We start from the raw sequence: 16,223 nt of genomic DNA, 5'->3' as shown, positions 1-16,223 counted from the left end.
GCGGGGACCGCCCCCTCGCCGGGGCCCGCCGTGAGCGTGCGGACGGCGGGGGGCGAGGGGGGCGTTCCGCTACTGGAGGTAGCCCTCGACCTCGGACTTCGGGCGCACCTCGGCGCTGTCGGGGTCCTCGTCGTACTGGCGCTTGGCGTCCCGCTGGCGGACCAGGTCCCAGAGCTGGTCCCGCTCCTCCTCGACCTGCCGGAGCCGGGCGCGCTGCTCGTCGGTGTGCTCCCCGCTCTCGCGGAGCCGGTGCTCCTCCTCGACCAGCGCGTCGATGCGGCTGCGGATCTCGCTGTCGTCCATGACCGCTCCCTGCCCGTCGCAGCGGGGGCGAAACGGTCAGCCCTCGGGCACCCAGCCCTCGACGAAGGCCGCCAGCCGCGAGGTGACCGCGCCGCCGGCCCGGCCCAGCGCCAGCAGCGCCGCCCGGTCCAGCGGCACCCGGACCGGGCGCCGGCCGGCGGTGGTGCCGGCGGTGCGCACCCCGTGCCCCGCGGCGACCAGGTCGGGCCACGGCCGGTCCAACTGGGCGCGCACCCGGGCCAGCGCGGCCGCCGTCGGGCCGGCGTTGCCCTCGACCATCGCGGTGACGAGCGCCGGGTCGCTGCCGATCACCCGCGTGCCGTCACGGAAGCTGCCGGCCGCCAGCGCGAGCGCCAGCGGCCCCGCCTCGCCGGCCGCCGCGGCCAGCGCCGCGGCGAGCAGGTGCGGCACGTGGCTGACCGCGGCGACGGCGTCGTCGTGCTCGGCGGCGGTCAGCGGCACCACCTCGGCGCCGGCGTCGAGGGCCACCTCCGCCGCCCGCAGCCAGCGCCGCAGGTCGGTGCCCGGCTCCAGACAGAGCGCCCACCGCGCCCCGCGGAACAGGTCCGGGTCGGTGGCGCCGTGGCCGGACCGTTCCGTCCCGGCCATCGGGTGCCCGCCCACGAACCGGTCGCCGAGTGCCGCGCCCACCGACGCCAGCACGGACACCTTCACCGAGCCGAGGTCGGTGACGGTGGCGGCCGGGTCGACCTCGAGGCCGTCGAGCGCGCCGGCCGTCGCCGGCAGCGGCACCGCGAGGACGACGACGCCGCCGAGCTCCCGCGTGACGTGCACGCCCCGCGCCGCCGCCGCGTCGCGCGCGGCGGGGTCGACGTCCCACCCGGACACCTCGCGGCCGGCGGCGACGAGCGCGGCGGCCAGCGACCCGCCGAGCTGGCCGAGGCCGACCACCCCGACCGGCGGCCTCGGCATCGTGGGGACGGGCAGCGGAGGGACGGGGAGGGTCATGCCGGCGGCTCCCACGGCTGGTCGGTGCGGAAGACGCGGGCCAGCGCGGTCGCCACCAGCCGGCCGTCGTGGCCGCGGGCGTCGATGCGGTAGACGGCGGTGCGGCGGCCGCGGTGCAGCTCGGTGCCCTCGGCGACCAGCCGCTCGCCGGGCCGGCCGGCAGTGAGGAACTCGGTGTGCACGTCCTGGGCCACGGCCACCGTGCCGTGGCTGTTGCTCACCGCCGCGTGGACGACGTCGAGCAGCGCCATCGTCGCGCCGCCGTGCGCGGTGCCCAGGGCGTTGAGCAGCCGGGGGCCCACGGTCATGCCCGCGCGGGCGTAGCCGGGCCGCACCTGCTCGAGCTCGATGCCCAGCAGCGCGGCGAGCGGGTCGGCTGCCAGGAGGTCGAACAGTGCGGGGACGACCTCGGCTCCGTCGTCGGGTGCGGCATCGGCCATGATCAGAGGCTATGACCCCGCCGGCCGTGACCCCCGTGCTGGACAGCCCGTGACGCCGCGGTCGTTCCTCCTGACGCAGGAGGTCTCCGACTACGTGCGGGCCAGCTCCGAACCGCTGGACGACGTGGCCGCCGCGCTGGTGGCCGAGACCGCGGAGCTCGCCGCCCGGGGCGAGGCCCCGGCCACGTTCCAGATCGCGGTCGAGCAGGGCGTGCTCATGCAGCTGCTCACCGGCGCGCTCGGCGTCCGCCGGGCGGTGGAGGTCGGCACGTTCACCGGCTTCTCGGCGCTGTGCATCGCCCGCGGGCTGGCCGACGGCGGCCGGCTGCTCTGCCTGGACCGCAGCGAGGAGTGGACGGCGATCGCCCGCCGGTACTGGGAGCGGGCCGGCGTCGCCGACCGCGTGGAGCTGCGCCTGGGTGAGGCGCTGGACCTGCTGCGCGCGGTGCCGGTCGAGCCGGTGTTCGACCTGGCCTTCGTCGACGCCGACAAGGCCGGGTACCCCGCCTACGTCGAGGAGCTCCACCCGCGCATGCGGCGGGGCGGGGTCGTCCTGCTCGACAACACGCTGCGCAGCGGCCGGGTCCTGGCGCCGGCCTCGGAGGAGGACCACGTGCTCGTCGCGCTGAACGCCGCGCTGGCCACCGACCCGCGGTTCGAGACGGTGCTGCTGCCGCTGGCCGACGGCCTGACCGTGCTGAGGGTCCGGTGAACGCCCCGGAGCCGGCGCTGCCGTCGGGCTCGTGGCCGCCGAGCTGGGCGGTGCGGGTCAGCCGCCGCGGCGACGGGTGGCGGGTGCGGCTGCTCGCCGCCGACGCCTCCGACGAGCTGCCGGTCCTCGAGCGGGCGCTGGGCGAGCCGGGCGCGGAGGGGTGGCCGCCGCCGTTCGTGGTCGTCGTCGACTCGCGGTTGTACTTCGTGGTGCTGCGGCACGGCCCCGGTGGCATGGTGCGGGCGCTGATCTCCGACGCGACCATGCAGGAGTGGGTGCTCGGCGCCGAGGTGGTCGAGCGGTACGGGATCGCCGTCGACGAGGACGGCGCCTTCGACGACGACGAGACCGGCTGGCCGGGAGGGGACCTGGACGTGTTCTCCGACGACGGACTGCCCGCGGACGACCTGCGGCCGATCGTGACCGCCGACGACCTGTGGGCCGACGAGATGGTCGCGCGGATCGCCGCCCGCCTGGGCTTCGCCGACGAGCTGGCCGCGGCGGTGGGTCCGTGAGCGCCACCGTGTCGGCCGTCGTCTTCGACCTCGGCGGGGTCATCACCGAGAGCCCGATGCTCGCCTTCGCCGCCTACGAGGCCGAGGCCGGGCTGCCCGACGGGCTCATCCGGCGGCTCAACAGCACGAACCCGGACGCCAACGCGTGGGCGCGGTACGAGCGCAACGAGCTCGACGTCGAGGGGTTCGTCGACACCTTCGAGGCCGAGGCGCTGGCCGCCGGGCACCGGGTCGACGCCCGCCGGGTGCTGGCCGCGCTGTCGGGGGAGCTCCGCCCGGAGATGGTCGAGGCGGTGCGGAGCCTCCGCGCCGCCGGGCTGCCGCTGGGGATGCTGTCGAACAACGTCGCGCCCATGGAGCGCACCGGACGGCTGGCCGAGCTGCTCGACCTCTTCGACGCCGTCGTCGAGTCCTCGCTGGAGGGGGTGCGCAAGCCCGAGCCGGAGATCTACCGGCGGGCGCTGGCGCGGCTCAACGAGGCCACCGGCCGCGACCTCGCGTTCGCCGACTGCGCCTACCTCGACGACCTGGGGATCAACCTCAAGCCGGCCCGCGCGCTGGGCATGCACACCGTCAAGGTGACCGACCCCGCCGACGCGCTGGCCGAGCTGTCCGCGCTGGTCGGCTTCCCCCTGGCCGGCGCCCGCGCGTGAGCCTGGCGGACGACGTCGTCGACGCGGCGATGGTCCGTGCGCTCGAGCTGGCCGCCGCGGCGCAGGAGTGGGGCGACACCCCGATCGGCGCCGTCGTCCTGGGCCCCGACGGCGCGGTGCTCGCCGAGGCGGCCAACGAGCGCGAGAAGCGGGGCGACCCCACCGCGCACGCCGAGGTGCTGGCCCTGCGCGCGGCCGCCGGGACGCACGGCGACGGATGGCGGCTGACCGGCGCGACGCTCGTCGTCACCCTCGAGCCCTGCACGATGTGCGCCGGCGCGAGCGTGCTGGCCCGGGTCGGGCGGGTCGTCTACGGCGCCGACGACCCGAAGGCCGGGGCCGCGGGGTCGCTGTGGGACGTCGTCCGCGACCGCCGGCTCAACCACCGCCCGCAGGTCACCGGCGGGCTGCGCGCCGAGGAGAGCGCGACACTCCTACGCGCGTTCTTCCGCCGGAGGCGGGGCCTGTAGTCTCGTCGGCGGTGGCGTGTCCGAGCGGCCGAAGGAGCACGCCTCGAAAGCGTGTGAGGTGCGAGCCTCCGTGGGTTCAAATCCCACCGCCACCGCCAGCGGTCCACGACGGCGGCGCCTCCACCCGGGGCGCCGCCGTCGTCGTGTCGGGGCCGGGGGTCAGGCCAGGACGTCGAGGTCGACCAGCAGCCCGCCGTCGTCGCCGCGGACGAAGGTCACCGCGTGGGTCTCCACCAGACGCTCCCCGGGGCGCACGAACTCCACCCGGCTGGTCGCGGTGATGGTGTCGCCCTGGTCGCTGACGTCCTGCACGTCGATCAGCGACACCTCGTCCCAGCGGCTGAAGTAGTCGCTGTAGTAGCCGAAGCTGGCCCGCGACCGCAGGCTCGGCCCGGTCATCGCGTAGGCGCTCTCCGGGTCGCCGGGCAGGTACTCGTAGTACTCCTCGAGGGTCTGGCGCACCTCGGTCGCCGGCTCGGCAGCGGGGTCGGGCGACGGCTCCCCGGCCTCGCTCGGAGGCGCCTCCCCGGTGGGCTCCTCCGCCGTCTCCCCGCCGGGGTCCTCCGGCGCCGGGGCCGGCTCGGTCGGAGGGTCCGCGCTCTCCGCCGTGCCCTCCGCCGTGCCCTCCGCCGTGGTCGCGCCGGACGACCCCGGCGACGTCGGGTCGGCCGACGGACTGCCGCCGTCCCCGCCGCGCAGGGCCAGCCAGGTGCCGACCGCGGCCAGCGTGACGAGCAGCACCAGGGCGGCCACCAGCAGCGGACCACGGCGCCGAGCACGGGGACCGACCAGCGGCCCGGGCCGCCCGGTCCCCGGGACGGACGGGGGGCCGGAGGACGGGCCGGCACCGGGCGCGGCGTCGGACTCGGGTCCCGGCGCGGGCGCGAGGGGTCCCGAGAGGGTCGGCGGGTCCTGGTGGGCCGGCGGGTCCTGGTGGGCCGGCGGGTCCGGGGGAGCGTCCGCCGGGGCGACCACCGGCGAGACGGCGGTCGGCGGCCCGGTGCGGCCCGGCTCGGCGGTGAACCGGGTGGTCCGGTCCCGGCCTCGCGGGGTCTGCAGGTCGGTGCGGGCGAGGAGCACCGTCGTCGGGTCGCCGTCGCGGCCGGCGGCGAGCTTGACCAGGACGTCGCGGACCTCGGGCATCCCCGGCCGGTCGGCGGGGTCGCGGGCCAGCATCCGCAGCACCGGGCGCTCGAGCGAGCCCGCGTGCCGGGGCGGCCGGATCTCCCCGCCGGCCACCCGGTGCAGCAGGCGCAGCGCGTTGTCGTCCAGGCCGAACGGGGGCTGGCCCTCCACACAGGTGTAGAGCGTGGCGCCGAGGGAGAAGACGTCGCTGGCGGGGGTCATCTCGCTGCCCTGCGCGACCTCGGGGGCGAGGAAGGCCGGCGTCCCGGTGATCTGGCCGGTCTGGGTGAGCGTGACGTCGCCGCTCGCGTGCGAGATGCCGAAGTCGGTGATCTTGACCAGGCCGTCCACGCGGTCGCCGCGGCCGATGAGCACGTTGGCGGGCTTGACGTCCCGGTGCACGATGCCGGCCGCGTGCACCGCCGCCAGCGCGTCGGCGAGCTGGGCGCCGACCTGTGCCGCCTGGTCGGTGCGCAGCGGCCCGTCCTCGGCCAGCACCGCGGCCAGGCTGCGGGAGGGCAGGTGCTCCATCACCAGCCACGGCACGCCCTGCTCGAGGGCGACGTCGTAGACCGAGATGGCGTGCGGATGGCTCAGCCGCGCGGCGATCCGGCCCTCGCGGAGGGCCCGCAGGCGTTGCTGGTCGGTCGCCTCCGGGTCGGCGCCGGCGGCCAGGAGGACCTGCTTGACGGCCACCCGCCGGTCGAGGAGCTCGTCGCGCCCGAGCCACACCGCGCCCATGCCGCCGCCGCCGATGCGTTCGAGCAGGCGGTAGCGGCCGGCCACCAGGCGGCCCGGGACGGTCGAGGTCACCGGCGTGTCCTACCCCACCGGGGACGTCCCGGCACGGGGAGGGTCAGACCGCGCTGGGGACGCCGTAGCGGCGCGCGTACTCCTCCTGCGCGCCCTCGGGCAGGACGTCGTAGAGCTCGCCGAGCTGCTCGACCGCGTCGGGCTCGAGGTCGTCGAACAACCGGGACCAGGTCGGCGGCTCGTCGTAGCTGCGGGTCAGCAGCAGCTCCCAGGCCCGCGTCTGGCGGTCGCGCTTGCCGCGCTCGGCGGCGAACTCCGACAGGTAGCGGTCCTTGGCCGCCGCCTTCTCCTCCGCCGTCGCCGACGGCGGCAGCCCCGCGGGGTCGGCTCCGCGCAGGACGGCCGCGATGGCGTCCACGACCTCCGGTCGGACCTGTCCCGGTTCGCTCATCCGCCTACCTCCTCAGTGGCCCCGCGCAGTGCCCCCGTGCGGTGTCCCACCGGCCCAGCCTGCCCCGTACCGGCCGTGCCGACCACCCGGGGCGGCAGGCCCGTCCGGGGCGTCGGCTGACCCGCGCCCCCGTGCCCGGTAGGATCGTCGGCACGGGAGGATTCGCCTAGTGGCCTATGGCGCTCGCTTGGAAAGCGGGTTGGGGGCAACCCCTCGGGAGTTCGAATCTCCCATCCTCCGCAGGAACGCGACGGGCTCCCGGCCGACGGCCGGGAGCCCGTCGTCCGTTCAGGCCCCGGTCACCGGCTCCGGGGACCGCCGCAGCCGGTGGAGGTACAGCCCGGCCACGGCCGCGAGCAGCAGCAGGCCGCCGGCCACGGCCGCCGGTGCCAGCCGCTCGCCGAGGAACACGGTGGCCAGCGCGGTCGCGGTGAGCGGCTCGAGCAGCGTGACGATCGAGGCGACCGCCCCCGGCAGCACCCGCACGCCGGTGAAGAACAGGCCGTAGGCCAGCGCGCTCGGCACCAGTCCCAGGTAGAGCAGCACGGCGAGCGTGCCGCCGTCCTCGGGGAACGCGAGTCCCCCGGCCAGGACCGCGGGGGTGAGCAGCAGGGCGCCGCCGGCGAACCCGGCGAGGGTGACGGGGACGCCCGCCGGCACGCCCCCGCCGGCGAGGGTGACGACGGCGTAGCCCAGCGCCGAGCCGCTGGCGACGAGCGCGCCGAGCAGCACCGCCGTGCCCGTGCCGGTGCCCGCGGAGACGCCGACGAGCAGGGTGAGCCCCACCAGCGCGACGGTGAGGGCGACGAGGGTCGCCCCGTCCGGCCGGCCGTGGCCGAGCAGGGTGCCGCCGACGGCGATGAGCAGCGGCGCCAGGCCGAGGGCGACCAGCGTGGCGATGCTGACGCCCGCCCGCTCGACGGCGCTGAAGTAGGCGAGCTGGTAGGCGGCCAGTCCCGCCCCGACGAGGGCGAGCCGCGCGGCGACCGGGCGGGTCACGCGGACCGCCGGGCCGCGCCTCCGGGCCGTCACCCCCCAGGCGACCGCGAGGGCCGCCGCGCCGATGGCGAGGCGGTACCAGGCGACGTCGAGGGAGGACAGGTCGCTGCGGTCGGTGATGACACGGCCGGACAGGCCGGCGGTGCCCCAGCACAGCGAGGCGAGGACGACGACGAGGAACCCGCGACTCGACGCGGGGGAGGAGGGGGTGGACACGACGCTCCTGGGCGCTGGTTCCGGACGGGGAACGGAGTCCGGAGCACGGCGCAACGGCGGCCGGCGGCGTGCCGGCCGCGGGATCGGCCCGCGGTGCTCCGGGTCAGGAGCGGGGCGGGGGGAGCGTCAGGGCGCGCCGGGAGGTCACGGGCGTCGAGGCTAGTGGTCGGCGTCCTCTACAGTGGGGGCAGACCCCTCGTGTGGCGTCACCCCGTGAACCTCCCCAGGGCCGGAAGGCAGCAAGGATAAGCGGGCTCTGGCGGGTGCGCGGGGGGTCCCCTTCTTCCCCGTCCCGGACGCGCCGTGTCGCGCCGGGCGATCGGGCTCCCCGCGAGGACCGCAGCCGCCGAGGCGGCCGGTCCTCGCTGTGCGTGACAGGAGAGCAACAGCACCGGTCTTGTGCGTACCTGCTGCACCGCCAAGATGGACGGCATGTCCAAACCAGATCTGGACACGGAGTCCACTTCTGTCGCCGGCTCGGCCAAGGCCCTGGTGAAGGGGTTGGCACTCGTCGAGCACGTCGCCGACAGCGACCGGCCGCTGCGGCTCGTGGACCTCGTCGAGGCCAGCGGGCTGCCCAGGCCCACCGTCCTGCGCCTGCTGGACGTCCTCTGCCGCGCCGAGGTCCTCCGCACCGACGCCGGTGGCGCCTACGGGCTCGGTCCCCGGGTGGCGGCGTGGGGGCAGTCCTTCCTCGACCGCCTCGACCTCCGTTCCCAGGCCGCCGACCTCATGGAGGAACTGGTCGAGATCAGCGGGGAGACCTGCTTCCTCGGGGTCCTCGACGGCCGGCAGGTGCTCTACGTGGCCGCGGTCAACAGCCCCAAGCCGGTCCGGCCCGCCGCGCGCCCCGGCTACCGCAACCCGCTGCACTGCACCGGCATCGGCAAGGTGCTGCTCTCCGGGCTGGACGACGAGGAGGTCCGCGGGCTCCTCGACGGGCCGCTGGAGCGGCGCACGGAGAACACCCTCACCGACCCGGGCACCCTCGTCGACCACGTCGCGCTCGTGCGCCGTCGCGGCTACGCCGTCGACGAGGTCGAGAACGAGGAGGGCGTGCGCTGCGTCGCCGCTCCGGTCCGGGACCACACCGGCGTCGTCGTCGCCGGCCTGTCGGTCTCCGCGCCGGCCTACCGCTTCTCCACCGAGGACGTGCACCGGCTCGCGCCGGACGTCGTCCGCGTGACGACCGAGCTGTCCCGCCGGCTCGGCGCCCCGGCCCTGACCGGGGAACCCACCACCGCCACCGAGAGGAGCAGTCGATGAGCGAGGACGAGAGCTGGCGCGGCAAGGTCGGCCGGCTGGACGAGGACGCCGTCGGCGCCTTCCTCGCCGAGCCGCGGATCGCGCGGCTGGCCTGCCTGGACGACCAGGGCTGGCCGTACGTGGTCCCGTGCTGGCAGGAGTGGGACGGCGAGGCGTTCTGGGTCGTGCCCCGCGAGAAGGCGGCCTGGGGCCGCTACCTCGAGGCCGACCCCCGCTGCGCCATCACCGTCGACGAGGAGGGTGCGCAGCGCAAGGTCGTGGCCCAGTGCCGGGCCGAGCTGGTCGAGCGCCCCAACGTGGGCGGGCGGTGGGTCCCGGTCGCCGAGCGGATGTCGACCCGGTACCTCGGCGAGAACGGGCCCAAGTACCTGGAGCCGACGCTGGACAAGCCGCGCTGGCTCTACCGCCTCGTCCCCGTCTCGATGCAGACGTGGCAGGGGCAGGACTGGGCCGGGCGGTACAAGTGACCGGCGCGTCCACGGGGTCGGGCGACGATGTCCTGGACGTCGTGGAGCTCGCGCGCACCCTCGTCCGGACGCCGAGCCCCAACCCGCCGGGGGACGAGCGCGCGGTCGCCGGCGTCGTCACCGAGGCCCTGGCGACCCTCGGGCTGCCCCGGCCCGAGGTGCTCGCCCTCGACGGGGCGCGGCCCAACCTGCTGGTCACCGTCGACCTCGGTCCCGGCGGCCGGCACCTGGTGCTCTCCGGTCACCTGGACACCAAGCCCGTCGGCGACGCGGAGTGGACCTGGGACCCCCTGGCCGCCGACGTCGACGGCGACCGGCTCCTGGGCCTCGGCTCGGCGGACATGAAGGGCGCCGTGGCCGCCATGCTGGTGGCCGCCGCGCGGCTGGCCAGGGACCCGCTGCCCCGCGGTCGCCTGAGCCTGCTCCTCACCGCCGACGAGGAGGACGGCGCGCGCTTCGGCGCGCACCACGTGGCCGCGTCGCGGCATCTCGACGCCGACGCGGTCGTCATCGGCGAGCCCGGCGGCATCGAGTCGGACTTCGACCGGCTGCACCTGGTGAGCCGGGGGATCGCCCGGCTGCGGCTGGTGGCCCGGGGCAGGCAGGGCCACTCCAGCCTCTCGGGCACCCCCGGCACGAGGAACGCGGGGGTGGACGCCGCCCGCGCCGTCACGGCGGTCGCCGACGACCTGGTCCTGGCCGTCCCCGCCAACGACGACGGCCTGGAGGGCTGGGCGGCCACGGTGAACACCGGGATGCGCTTCTCCGGCGGGGTGGGGTACGGCGTCCTGCCCGGCCGCATGGCGGTCGACACCGAGGTGCGGCTGCTGCCGGGGATGCAGCGCGCGGCGGTGACCGCGGCGTTCGAGGACCTGGCCGGCCGGGTCGCCGCCGACACCGGTGCCCGGCTGGCCGTCGAGTACGACACCGCCCCCAACGACTGGCTGCCCCCGGCCGCCGTGCCGGCGGGCCACCCGGTGGCCCGCGCCGCGCAGGAGGCCTGCCGCCGGGTCCTCGGCGAGGACCCGCCGCTGTCGGTGTTCCCCGGGACCACGGACGCGACCTGGTTCGACGCCGGCCAGGGGCTCCCGACGCTCCCCGCGCTGGGCCCGGGCCTCCTGCGCCGGGCGCACGGCGCGGACGAGTGGGTCTCGATCCCCGCGGTGCGGCGCGCGGTGGACCTGTACACCGAGCTGGCCCGCGTCTTCTGCGCGGCCGAGGACGCCGTCGCGGCCGAGGGCGGCCGGGCATGAGCACCGGGGGCGTGCCGGCGACCACGACGCAGACCGCGCCGGCGGCGGACCCGTCGCCGGGGCAGGGCGGGCTCCGGCGCGCGCTGACCCTGGTGGCGCCGCTCGGGGGCCTGGCCCTCGTCCTGCTGCTCGCCGCGGTCACCACGCCGGGCTTCTACAGCGGTGGCGTCCTGCAGCTCGTCCTGTTCCAGGCCGGCCTCATCGGGGTCACGGCCGTCGGGCAGACGCTGGTCCTCCTGGTCGGCGGCATCGACCTCTCGATCGGTGCGGTCGTCGGCCTCACCACGGTCATCGTCGCGTCCTGGACGCTCGGCGCGGACGAGGACCTCGGCGTGGCCGTCCTGCTGGCGCTCGCGGCCGGCGCGGGGGTGGGCCTGCTCAACGCCCTGCTCGTCGTCCTCCGCCAGGTGCCGCCGTTCGTCGCCACCTTCGCCACGTTCGTGCTGGTCCAGGGCGTCATCACGGCGTGGACGCGCGGGGCGCCCTCGGGCAACATCCCGGCCGCGCTGTCGCCGCTGGGGACCGGCCGGTTCCTCGGCGTCCCGCTGCCGACCTGGGTGTTCCTCGCCGTGGCGCTCGTCGCCGCGGTGGTGCTCGGGGGGACCGGACTCGGCCGGCGCGTCTACGCGACCGGGGCCAACCCCCGCGCCACGGCGCTGTCGGGGGTGCGCACCGGCCGGGTCGTCGCCGGGTGCTACGTCGTCTCCGCCCTGCTCGCCGTCCTCGCCGGCCTGATCAACGCCGGCTACATCGGCTACGTGGACGCCCAGCTGTCCCGCAGCCTCGACCTCGACTCCGTCGCCGCCGCGGTCATCGGTGGCATCGCCCTGACCGGCGGGCGTGGCCGGATCGGCCAGACCGTCGCGGGCGTCGCGCTGCTCGCCGTGCTGCTGACCTGGCTCCGCCAGCTCGGTGCCGGCCCGGGCGCGCAGCTGGCGGTGAGCGGCGCAGTGATCCTGCTGGCCGTCTGGCTCCAGAGCAGCGGGTGGACCGTCCGGTCCCCTCGTCGGATCAAGCAGAGAGATGGTGTGCGATGAGGACCCACTTCCGCACCTCGCCCCGGCGTCTGCACCTGCCGCTGGCGATCGGTGTCACGGCTGCTCTCCTCGCGGCGTGCGGGACCGAGCAGGAGGGCGGCGCCGCCGCCGGTGGTGGCGGCGGCGGAGAGGACTGCGCCAACGCGGAGGAGGCGCAGGCCGCCTACCAGCAGGCGTGGACCGAGACCGCCGAGCAGCTGGGCCTGGAGGAGCTCGAGCCCACCGAGGAGGAGGTCTGCGAGGTCGACACCTCCGAGTGGGCCGCCGAGCCGAAGAGCGGCGACACCTACCGCATCGCCTTCGCCGCCCAGGGGCCGACGAACTCCTGGGGCCTCACCAACGAGGAGGCGTTCCGCAGCCACGCCGACGAGCTCGGCGTGGAGGTGCTGTACGCCTCGGCCAACGGCGACGCCACCGCCCAGGTGGACAACATCCAGCAGCTGACCTCCCAGGACCCCGACGCGATGGTCGTCGTCCCGATGGGTGACGGCATCACCGGGCAGGTCCAGGCCGCCGCGGCGGCGGGCATCCCGGTGGTGCTGTGCGCCGGCCGGCTCGGCGGGGACAGCGGCGCGGTCTCCACCGTGACCCGCCAGTACGAGCTCCTGGGGACGGCCTACGCCGAGTGGCTGGTGCAGGAGCTCGGCGGCGAGGGGCAGGTCGCGGTCCTCAGCGGCCTGGCCGGCGTCCCGACCGCCGAGTTCCAGAAGGCGGCCGCGCTCGAGGTCTTCGCCCGCTACCCGGGCATCGAGGTGGTGACCGAGCAGTACACGGAGTGGTCGCCGACCGTGGCCAAGCAGGTGGCGGCCAACCTGGTCACCCAGTACCCCGACCTGGACGGCATCTGGTCGGACTCCGGCTACGGCGACCTCGGCGTCGTCCAGGCCTACCAGGAGGCCGGCCTGCCGGTACCCCCGGTGACCGGTGACGCGATCAACGCCTTCCTCAAGGCGGTGCAGGGCACCGACGTGCGCTTCGCGCTGTCCTCGTTCCCGCCCGAGCAGAGCACCGAGTGCCTGGACACCGCGATGTCGGTCCTCGAGGGCGAGTCGGTCCTCGACAAGGTGTACATCAACTCGCCGAGCTTCACGCACGAGCGGATCGACGAGTACGTGCGCCCGGAGTGCAGCGACAACCTGTTCGTCCCGTCGGGCCTCCCGGACGAGCAGCTGCGCGAGCTGGGGCTCTGCTGACCCCATGGCCTCCGTCACTCCGGCCGTGCTCGAGGCCCGGGGCCTGAGCAGGTCCTTCCCCGGGGTGCGGGCGCTCGACCGGGCCGACCTGCTGTGTCGGCCCGGTCGGGTCCACGCCCTCGTCGGTGAGAACGGCGCGGGCAAGTCCACGCTCGTCCGGATCCTCACCGGCAACCAGGCGCCCGACGAGGGCGAGCTGCTCCTCGACGGGGAGCCGGTCCGCTTCGCCTCCCCCCGGGAGGCGTTGGCGGCCGGGATCACCGCCGTCTACCAGGAGCTGACCGTGCTCCCGGCCATGAGCGTGGCGGACAACGTCATGCTCGGGCAGGAGCGCACCCAGCGGGGGGTCCTCGACCGGCGCTCCTCCGACCGCGAGGTCCGCGCGGCACTGGCCCGCGTCGGCCTGGGGGACCTCGACCCGGGGCTGCGGGCCGAGGAGCTGTCGCTGGCCAACCGCCAGCTGGTCGAGATCGCCCGGGCGCTGGTCCGTCGCAGCCGGGTGATCGTCCTCGACGAGCCGTCGGCGGTGCTCTCGGGCGACAAGCTCGAGGCGCTGTTCACGGTGGTCCGCGGGCTGGCCGCCGACGGGGTCGCCGTCGTCTACATCAGCCACCTCCTGGAGGAGGTCACCGACCTCGCCGACGACGTCACCGTCCTGCGCGACGGCCGGGTCGTCTCCACCGGACCGGCCACCGGCTACGACATCCCGCGGATCATCCGCGAGATGGTCGGCCGGGACGTCGACGCGGTCTTCCCGGCACTGGCCGAGCCGCGCGAGGAGGTGGTGCTCCGCGTGCGGGGGCTGGTGCCCGTGAGCTCCACCCGCAGGCCGCAGCCGGTCGACCTCGACGTCCGGGCCGGGGAGATCGTCGGCGTGGCCGGCCTGGTCGGCTCCGGCCGCAGCCGGTTCCTGCGGACGCTGGCGGGCGCGCACCGCCGCGAGGCGGGCACGGTCGAGGTCGGGGGCCGGCCGGTCCCGGCCGACCTGCGCCGCGCCATCGCCACCGGTGTCGCGCTGGTCCCCGAGGAGCGCAAGACCGAGGGCCTGGTCCTGCCGCTGCCGGTCCGGGCGAACACCACGCTGGCCGCCCTCGGGCAGGTCGTGCGCCGGGGCTTCCTCTCGGGGCGCCGCGAGCGGGAGGTCTTCCGGGAGGAGCAGCAGCGGCTCGGCATCAGGGCGTCGGGACCCGAGCAGGGCACCTGGCAGCTCTCGGGCGGCAACCAGCAGAAGATCGTGCTGGCCAAGTGGCTGCGCCGCAGCCCGCGGGTGCTCCTCCTCGACGAGCCCACCCGGGGCGTGGACGTCGGCGCGAAGACGGAGATCTACCGCCTGGTCGCCGAGCTCGCGGCCGAGGGCATGGCCGTCGTCATGGTCTCCAGCGACCTCCCCGAGGTCCTCGGCCTCTCGCACCGCGTCCTGGTCTGCCGGGGCGGCGGTGTCGCCGGGGAGGTCGCGGGAGCCGACATCACGGAGGAGAACGTCATGCACATGGCGCTCGCCAGCGCGGGAGCCGCCCGGTGACCGCCGTCGAGCCGGTCGTCGAGCGCCGGCGCCGCACGGGGCTCGGCGACCTGGCCCGCACCGGTGCGGCGGTCTGGATCGTCGTCCTCGTGGCCGTGGTGGCGCTGACCGTCGTCGACGGTGCCGCCTTCTGGTCCCCGGGCAACGTCTCCAACGTCCTCACCGCGACCGTCGTGCTGGGGCTCGTGGCCCTGGGCCAGCACGTCGTGGTGCTCAGCGGCGGCATCGACCTGGCGGTCGGGTCCACGGCCACGCTGTCGGCGCTGCTGACGGCCATCCTGATCAACGGGTACCCGATCCGCACGGCCCCCGTGGTGCTGGCGATGCTGGTGCTCGGTGCGCTGATCGGGATCCTGCACGGGCTCCTGGTGGCGCGGGTCGGTCTCCCGCCGTTCATCGTCACCCTCGCCACGCTCTACCTGGTGCAGGGCGCGGCCTTCATGATCAGCACCGTGCCCGCCGGGCGGGTCACCTCCGCCCTGTCGAACGTCGCCCTGCAGCGGATCGGCCCGATCCCGTACTCCTTCGTGGTGCTGCTCGTCGCGATCGCCGTCGTCGCGTTCGTCCTGTACCGGACGGCGTTCGGGCGCCGGCTGGTGGCGGTCGGCGGGGACGAGGCGGCGGCGCGCTCCAACGGCGTGCCGGTGGCCCGCGTCCTGGTCACCGCGTACGTGATCGCCGGCGTCCTCGCCGCGCTCGCCGGCGTGCTGCTGGCCGCCCGCGCGACGGTCGGTTCGCCCACGGCCGGCCAGGGCCTCGAGCTCTCGGCCATCACGGTCGTCGTCCTCGGCGGCACGTCGCTGCTGGGCGGCCGGGGTGCGCTGGTGGGCTCCCTCGGCGGTGTCCTGCTGCTGTCGCTGGTCAGCAGCTCGGTCACGCTGCTCCAGCTGCCGGCCACGCTCACCGACCTCATCCGCGGCGTGGTGATCCTCGCGGCGGCCGCCGTGTTCGTCAGCCGGACCAGACGGTGACGCCCGCGGACGGCGCGGGGGCCGGCGTGGTCGACGCCCACGCGCACGTGTTCCGCCCGGCGGCGGTCTCCCCGCGCGGGGTCGACGCCCTGGCCCCGGCCGACCGCGACGCGCCGGTCGAGGACCTGCTCACCCGCATGGCCGACGCGGGCGTGACCGCCGCGGTGCTCGTGCCGCTCGACGGCGCAGACGACTACGTCGCGGAGGTCCTCGACCGGCATCCCGGCCGGTTCGCGGCCGTCGCGGTGGCCACCGCCGCGGAGCTGCACGGCTCGGGGGGCGACCCCGTCGCCGCCCTGCGCGCCCGCCGGGCGAGGTGGCCCTTCGACGCGCTGCGCTGCTCCTGGCTGGGGGAGCCGGGCCGGCCGGTCGGCGACTCCCCGGCCCTGCCCGTGCTCAGGGCGCTCGCCGACGAGGGCATGCCGCTGTGGAGCTACCTGCCGCCGGACCAGCTGCCCCTCCTCGAGGAACTGGTCGGGGTCGTGCCGTCCCTCCGGGTGGTCCTCAACCACCTCGGGTTCTGCCCGCACGACATGCGGGTCGACGAGCACCGCCGTCCCCGGTTCGACGACCCGTTCCCCGGGTCGCTGGTGCAGCGGCTCGAGCGGCTGGCCGACGCCCCCGGGGTCCACGTGCTGGTCTCCGGGCAGTACGCGCTCTCCGCCGAGGCGCCGCCGTACCCGGACCTGTTCCCCGTCACCCGGCGGCTGGCCGCCGCCTACGGTCCCGAGCGGCTGCTCTGGGGCTCGGACCACCCGTGGCCCAGCGACGTGCCGGGCTACGCGCGGCTGCCCGGGCTGGTGTCGGCCGCGCTCCCGGACCTGGACGCCGCCGCCGCCGACCGCGTGCTCGGCGGCACCGCCCGGGTGCTCTTCCCCCGCCTGGCCGCACCGGCCAGCTGACCCCAC

The 16,223-nt window shown here is 76.2% G+C and carries 18 protein-coding genes, 2 tRNA genes and 1 other RNA gene; 15 read left to right on the top strand and 6 right to left on the bottom strand.

Annotated elements, in window-relative coordinates; translation table 11 throughout:
• Positions 1 to 69: 69 nt before the first annotated feature.
• From HLV61_RS11755 to HLV61_RS11745, 3 genes are read right to left on the bottom strand one after another with little or no spacing between them, the layout of a single operon-like run.
• Positions 70 to 303 carry a DUF2630 family protein gene (locus HLV61_RS11755; RefSeq protein ID WP_369255540.1) on the bottom strand — a complete coding sequence of 78 codons (234 nt, stop codon included), beginning with the start codon at positions 301 to 303 and terminating at the stop codon, positions 70 to 72.
• 36 nt (positions 304 to 339) lie between these two features.
• Complete coding sequence (locus tag HLV61_RS11750) at positions 340 to 1,272, bottom strand: prephenate dehydrogenase/arogenate dehydrogenase family protein (protein ID WP_369255538.1); 933 nt, start codon at positions 1,270 to 1,272, stop codon at positions 340 to 342.
• On the bottom strand, positions 1,269 to 1,712 hold the full coding sequence (locus HLV61_RS11745; protein ID WP_369255536.1) for a PaaI family thioesterase: 444 nt from the start codon (positions 1,710 to 1,712) through the stop codon (positions 1,269 to 1,271). Before HLV61_RS11745 ends, HLV61_RS11750 begins: the two co-directional genes overlap by 4 nt.
• A 49-nt stretch (positions 1,713 to 1,761) precedes the next feature.
• Between HLV61_RS11745 and HLV61_RS11740 the strand changes: the two genes are divergently transcribed.
• The 5 genes from HLV61_RS11740 (at position 1,762) to HLV61_RS11720 (ending at position 4,160) form a co-directional block, all read left to right on the top strand.
• Complete coding sequence (locus tag HLV61_RS11740; RefSeq protein ID WP_369255534.1) at positions 1,762 to 2,424, top strand: O-methyltransferase; 663 nt, start codon at positions 1,762 to 1,764, stop codon at positions 2,422 to 2,424.
• A complete protein-coding gene (locus HLV61_RS11735) occupies positions 2,421 to 2,939 on the top strand; it encodes a tRNA adenosine deaminase-associated protein (protein ID WP_369255532.1) in 519 nt (172 codons plus the stop codon). Before HLV61_RS11740 ends, HLV61_RS11735 begins: the two co-directional genes overlap by 4 nt.
• Positions 2,936 to 3,592, top strand: coding sequence for an HAD-IA family hydrolase (locus tag HLV61_RS11730; protein WP_369255530.1), 657 nt, complete (start codon positions 2,936 to 2,938; stop codon positions 3,590 to 3,592). Before HLV61_RS11735 ends, HLV61_RS11730 begins: the two co-directional genes overlap by 4 nt.
• Entirely contained in the window at positions 3,589 to 4,062 is a 474-nt protein-coding gene (tadA, locus tag HLV61_RS11725; RefSeq protein WP_440284622.1) for a tRNA adenosine(34) deaminase TadA, read from the top strand. The genes HLV61_RS11730 and tadA overlap by 4 nt, the downstream gene beginning before the upstream one ends.
• Positions 4,063 to 4,072: 10 nt before the next feature.
• A tRNA-Ser gene (locus HLV61_RS11720) sits at positions 4,073 to 4,160 on the top strand.
• 61 nt (positions 4,161 to 4,221) lie between these two features.
• Here HLV61_RS11720 and HLV61_RS11715 read toward each other — a convergent pair.
• The gene (locus HLV61_RS11715) at positions 4,222 to 6,000 is read right to left on the bottom strand and encodes a serine/threonine-protein kinase (RefSeq protein WP_369255528.1); all 1,779 of its coding nucleotides are present in this window, start codon (positions 5,998 to 6,000) and stop codon (positions 4,222 to 4,224) included.
• Positions 6,001 to 6,043: 43 nt separating this feature from the next.
• Positions 6,044 to 6,391: a hypothetical protein gene (locus HLV61_RS11710; protein ID WP_369255526.1), complete on the bottom strand. Its 348-nt coding sequence runs from the start codon at positions 6,389 to 6,391 to the stop codon at positions 6,044 to 6,046.
• A 155-nt stretch (positions 6,392 to 6,546) separates the two neighbouring features.
• Between HLV61_RS11710 and HLV61_RS11705 the strand changes: the two genes are divergently transcribed.
• Positions 6,547 to 6,631 (top strand) — tRNA-Ser (locus HLV61_RS11705).
• 48 nt (positions 6,632 to 6,679) lie between these two features.
• Here HLV61_RS11705 and HLV61_RS11700 read toward each other — a convergent pair.
• Positions 6,680 to 7,606: a DMT family transporter gene (locus HLV61_RS11700; RefSeq protein WP_369255524.1), complete on the bottom strand. Its 927-nt coding sequence runs from the start codon at positions 7,604 to 7,606 to the stop codon at positions 6,680 to 6,682.
• A gap of 187 nt (positions 7,607 to 7,793) precedes the next feature.
• Here HLV61_RS11700 and ffs point away from each other — a divergent pair.
• The 9 genes from ffs to HLV61_RS11655 all read left to right on the top strand — a co-directional run bounded on the left by ffs (position 7,794) and on the right by HLV61_RS11655 (position 16,217).
• Positions 7,794 to 7,889: signal recognition particle sRNA small type (ffs, locus tag HLV61_RS11695), an RNA gene on the top strand.
• A gap of 149 nt (positions 7,890 to 8,038) precedes the next feature.
• A complete protein-coding gene (locus tag HLV61_RS11690; protein WP_369255522.1) occupies positions 8,039 to 8,872 on the top strand; it encodes an IclR family transcriptional regulator in 834 nt (277 codons plus the stop codon).
• Positions 8,869 to 9,339 (top strand): pyridoxamine 5'-phosphate oxidase family protein, encoded by a 471-nt coding sequence (locus HLV61_RS11685; RefSeq protein ID WP_369255520.1) that lies wholly within the window; start codon positions 8,869 to 8,871, stop codon positions 9,337 to 9,339. Before HLV61_RS11690 ends, HLV61_RS11685 begins: the two co-directional genes overlap by 4 nt.
• A 41-nt stretch (positions 9,340 to 9,380) precedes the next feature.
• A complete protein-coding gene (locus HLV61_RS11680) occupies positions 9,381 to 10,592 on the top strand; it encodes a M20 family metallopeptidase (protein ID WP_369255518.1) in 1,212 nt (403 codons plus the stop codon).
• Complete coding sequence (locus tag HLV61_RS11675; RefSeq protein ID WP_369255516.1) at positions 10,589 to 11,629, top strand: ABC transporter permease; 1,041 nt, start codon at positions 10,589 to 10,591, stop codon at positions 11,627 to 11,629. The genes HLV61_RS11680 and HLV61_RS11675 overlap by 4 nt, the downstream gene beginning before the upstream one ends.
• Positions 11,626 to 12,822, top strand: coding sequence for a substrate-binding domain-containing protein (locus HLV61_RS11670; RefSeq protein WP_369255514.1), 1,197 nt, complete (start codon positions 11,626 to 11,628; stop codon positions 12,820 to 12,822). Before HLV61_RS11675 ends, HLV61_RS11670 begins: the two co-directional genes overlap by 4 nt.
• Positions 12,823 to 12,826: 4 nt before the next feature.
• Complete coding sequence (locus tag HLV61_RS11665; RefSeq protein WP_369255512.1) at positions 12,827 to 14,344, top strand: sugar ABC transporter ATP-binding protein; 1,518 nt, start codon at positions 12,827 to 12,829, stop codon at positions 14,342 to 14,344.
• Positions 14,341 to 15,315: an ABC transporter permease gene (locus HLV61_RS11660; RefSeq protein WP_369255510.1), complete on the top strand. Its 975-nt coding sequence runs from the start codon at positions 14,341 to 14,343 to the stop codon at positions 15,313 to 15,315. The genes HLV61_RS11665 and HLV61_RS11660 overlap by 4 nt, the downstream gene beginning before the upstream one ends.
• A complete protein-coding gene (locus HLV61_RS11655) occupies positions 15,312 to 16,217 on the top strand; it encodes an amidohydrolase family protein (RefSeq protein ID WP_369255508.1) in 906 nt (301 codons plus the stop codon). The genes HLV61_RS11660 and HLV61_RS11655 overlap by 4 nt, the downstream gene beginning before the upstream one ends.
• Positions 16,218 to 16,223 lie beyond the last annotated feature (6 nt).

Source organism: Geodermatophilus amargosae (assembly GCF_041028265.1).
GTDB classification, from domain to species: domain Bacteria; phylum Actinomycetota; class Actinomycetes; order Mycobacteriales; family Geodermatophilaceae; genus Geodermatophilus; species Geodermatophilus amargosae_A.
The sequence above is the reverse complement of the archived record's forward strand: the minus strand, read 5'-3'. Positions and strand labels throughout refer to the sequence as shown.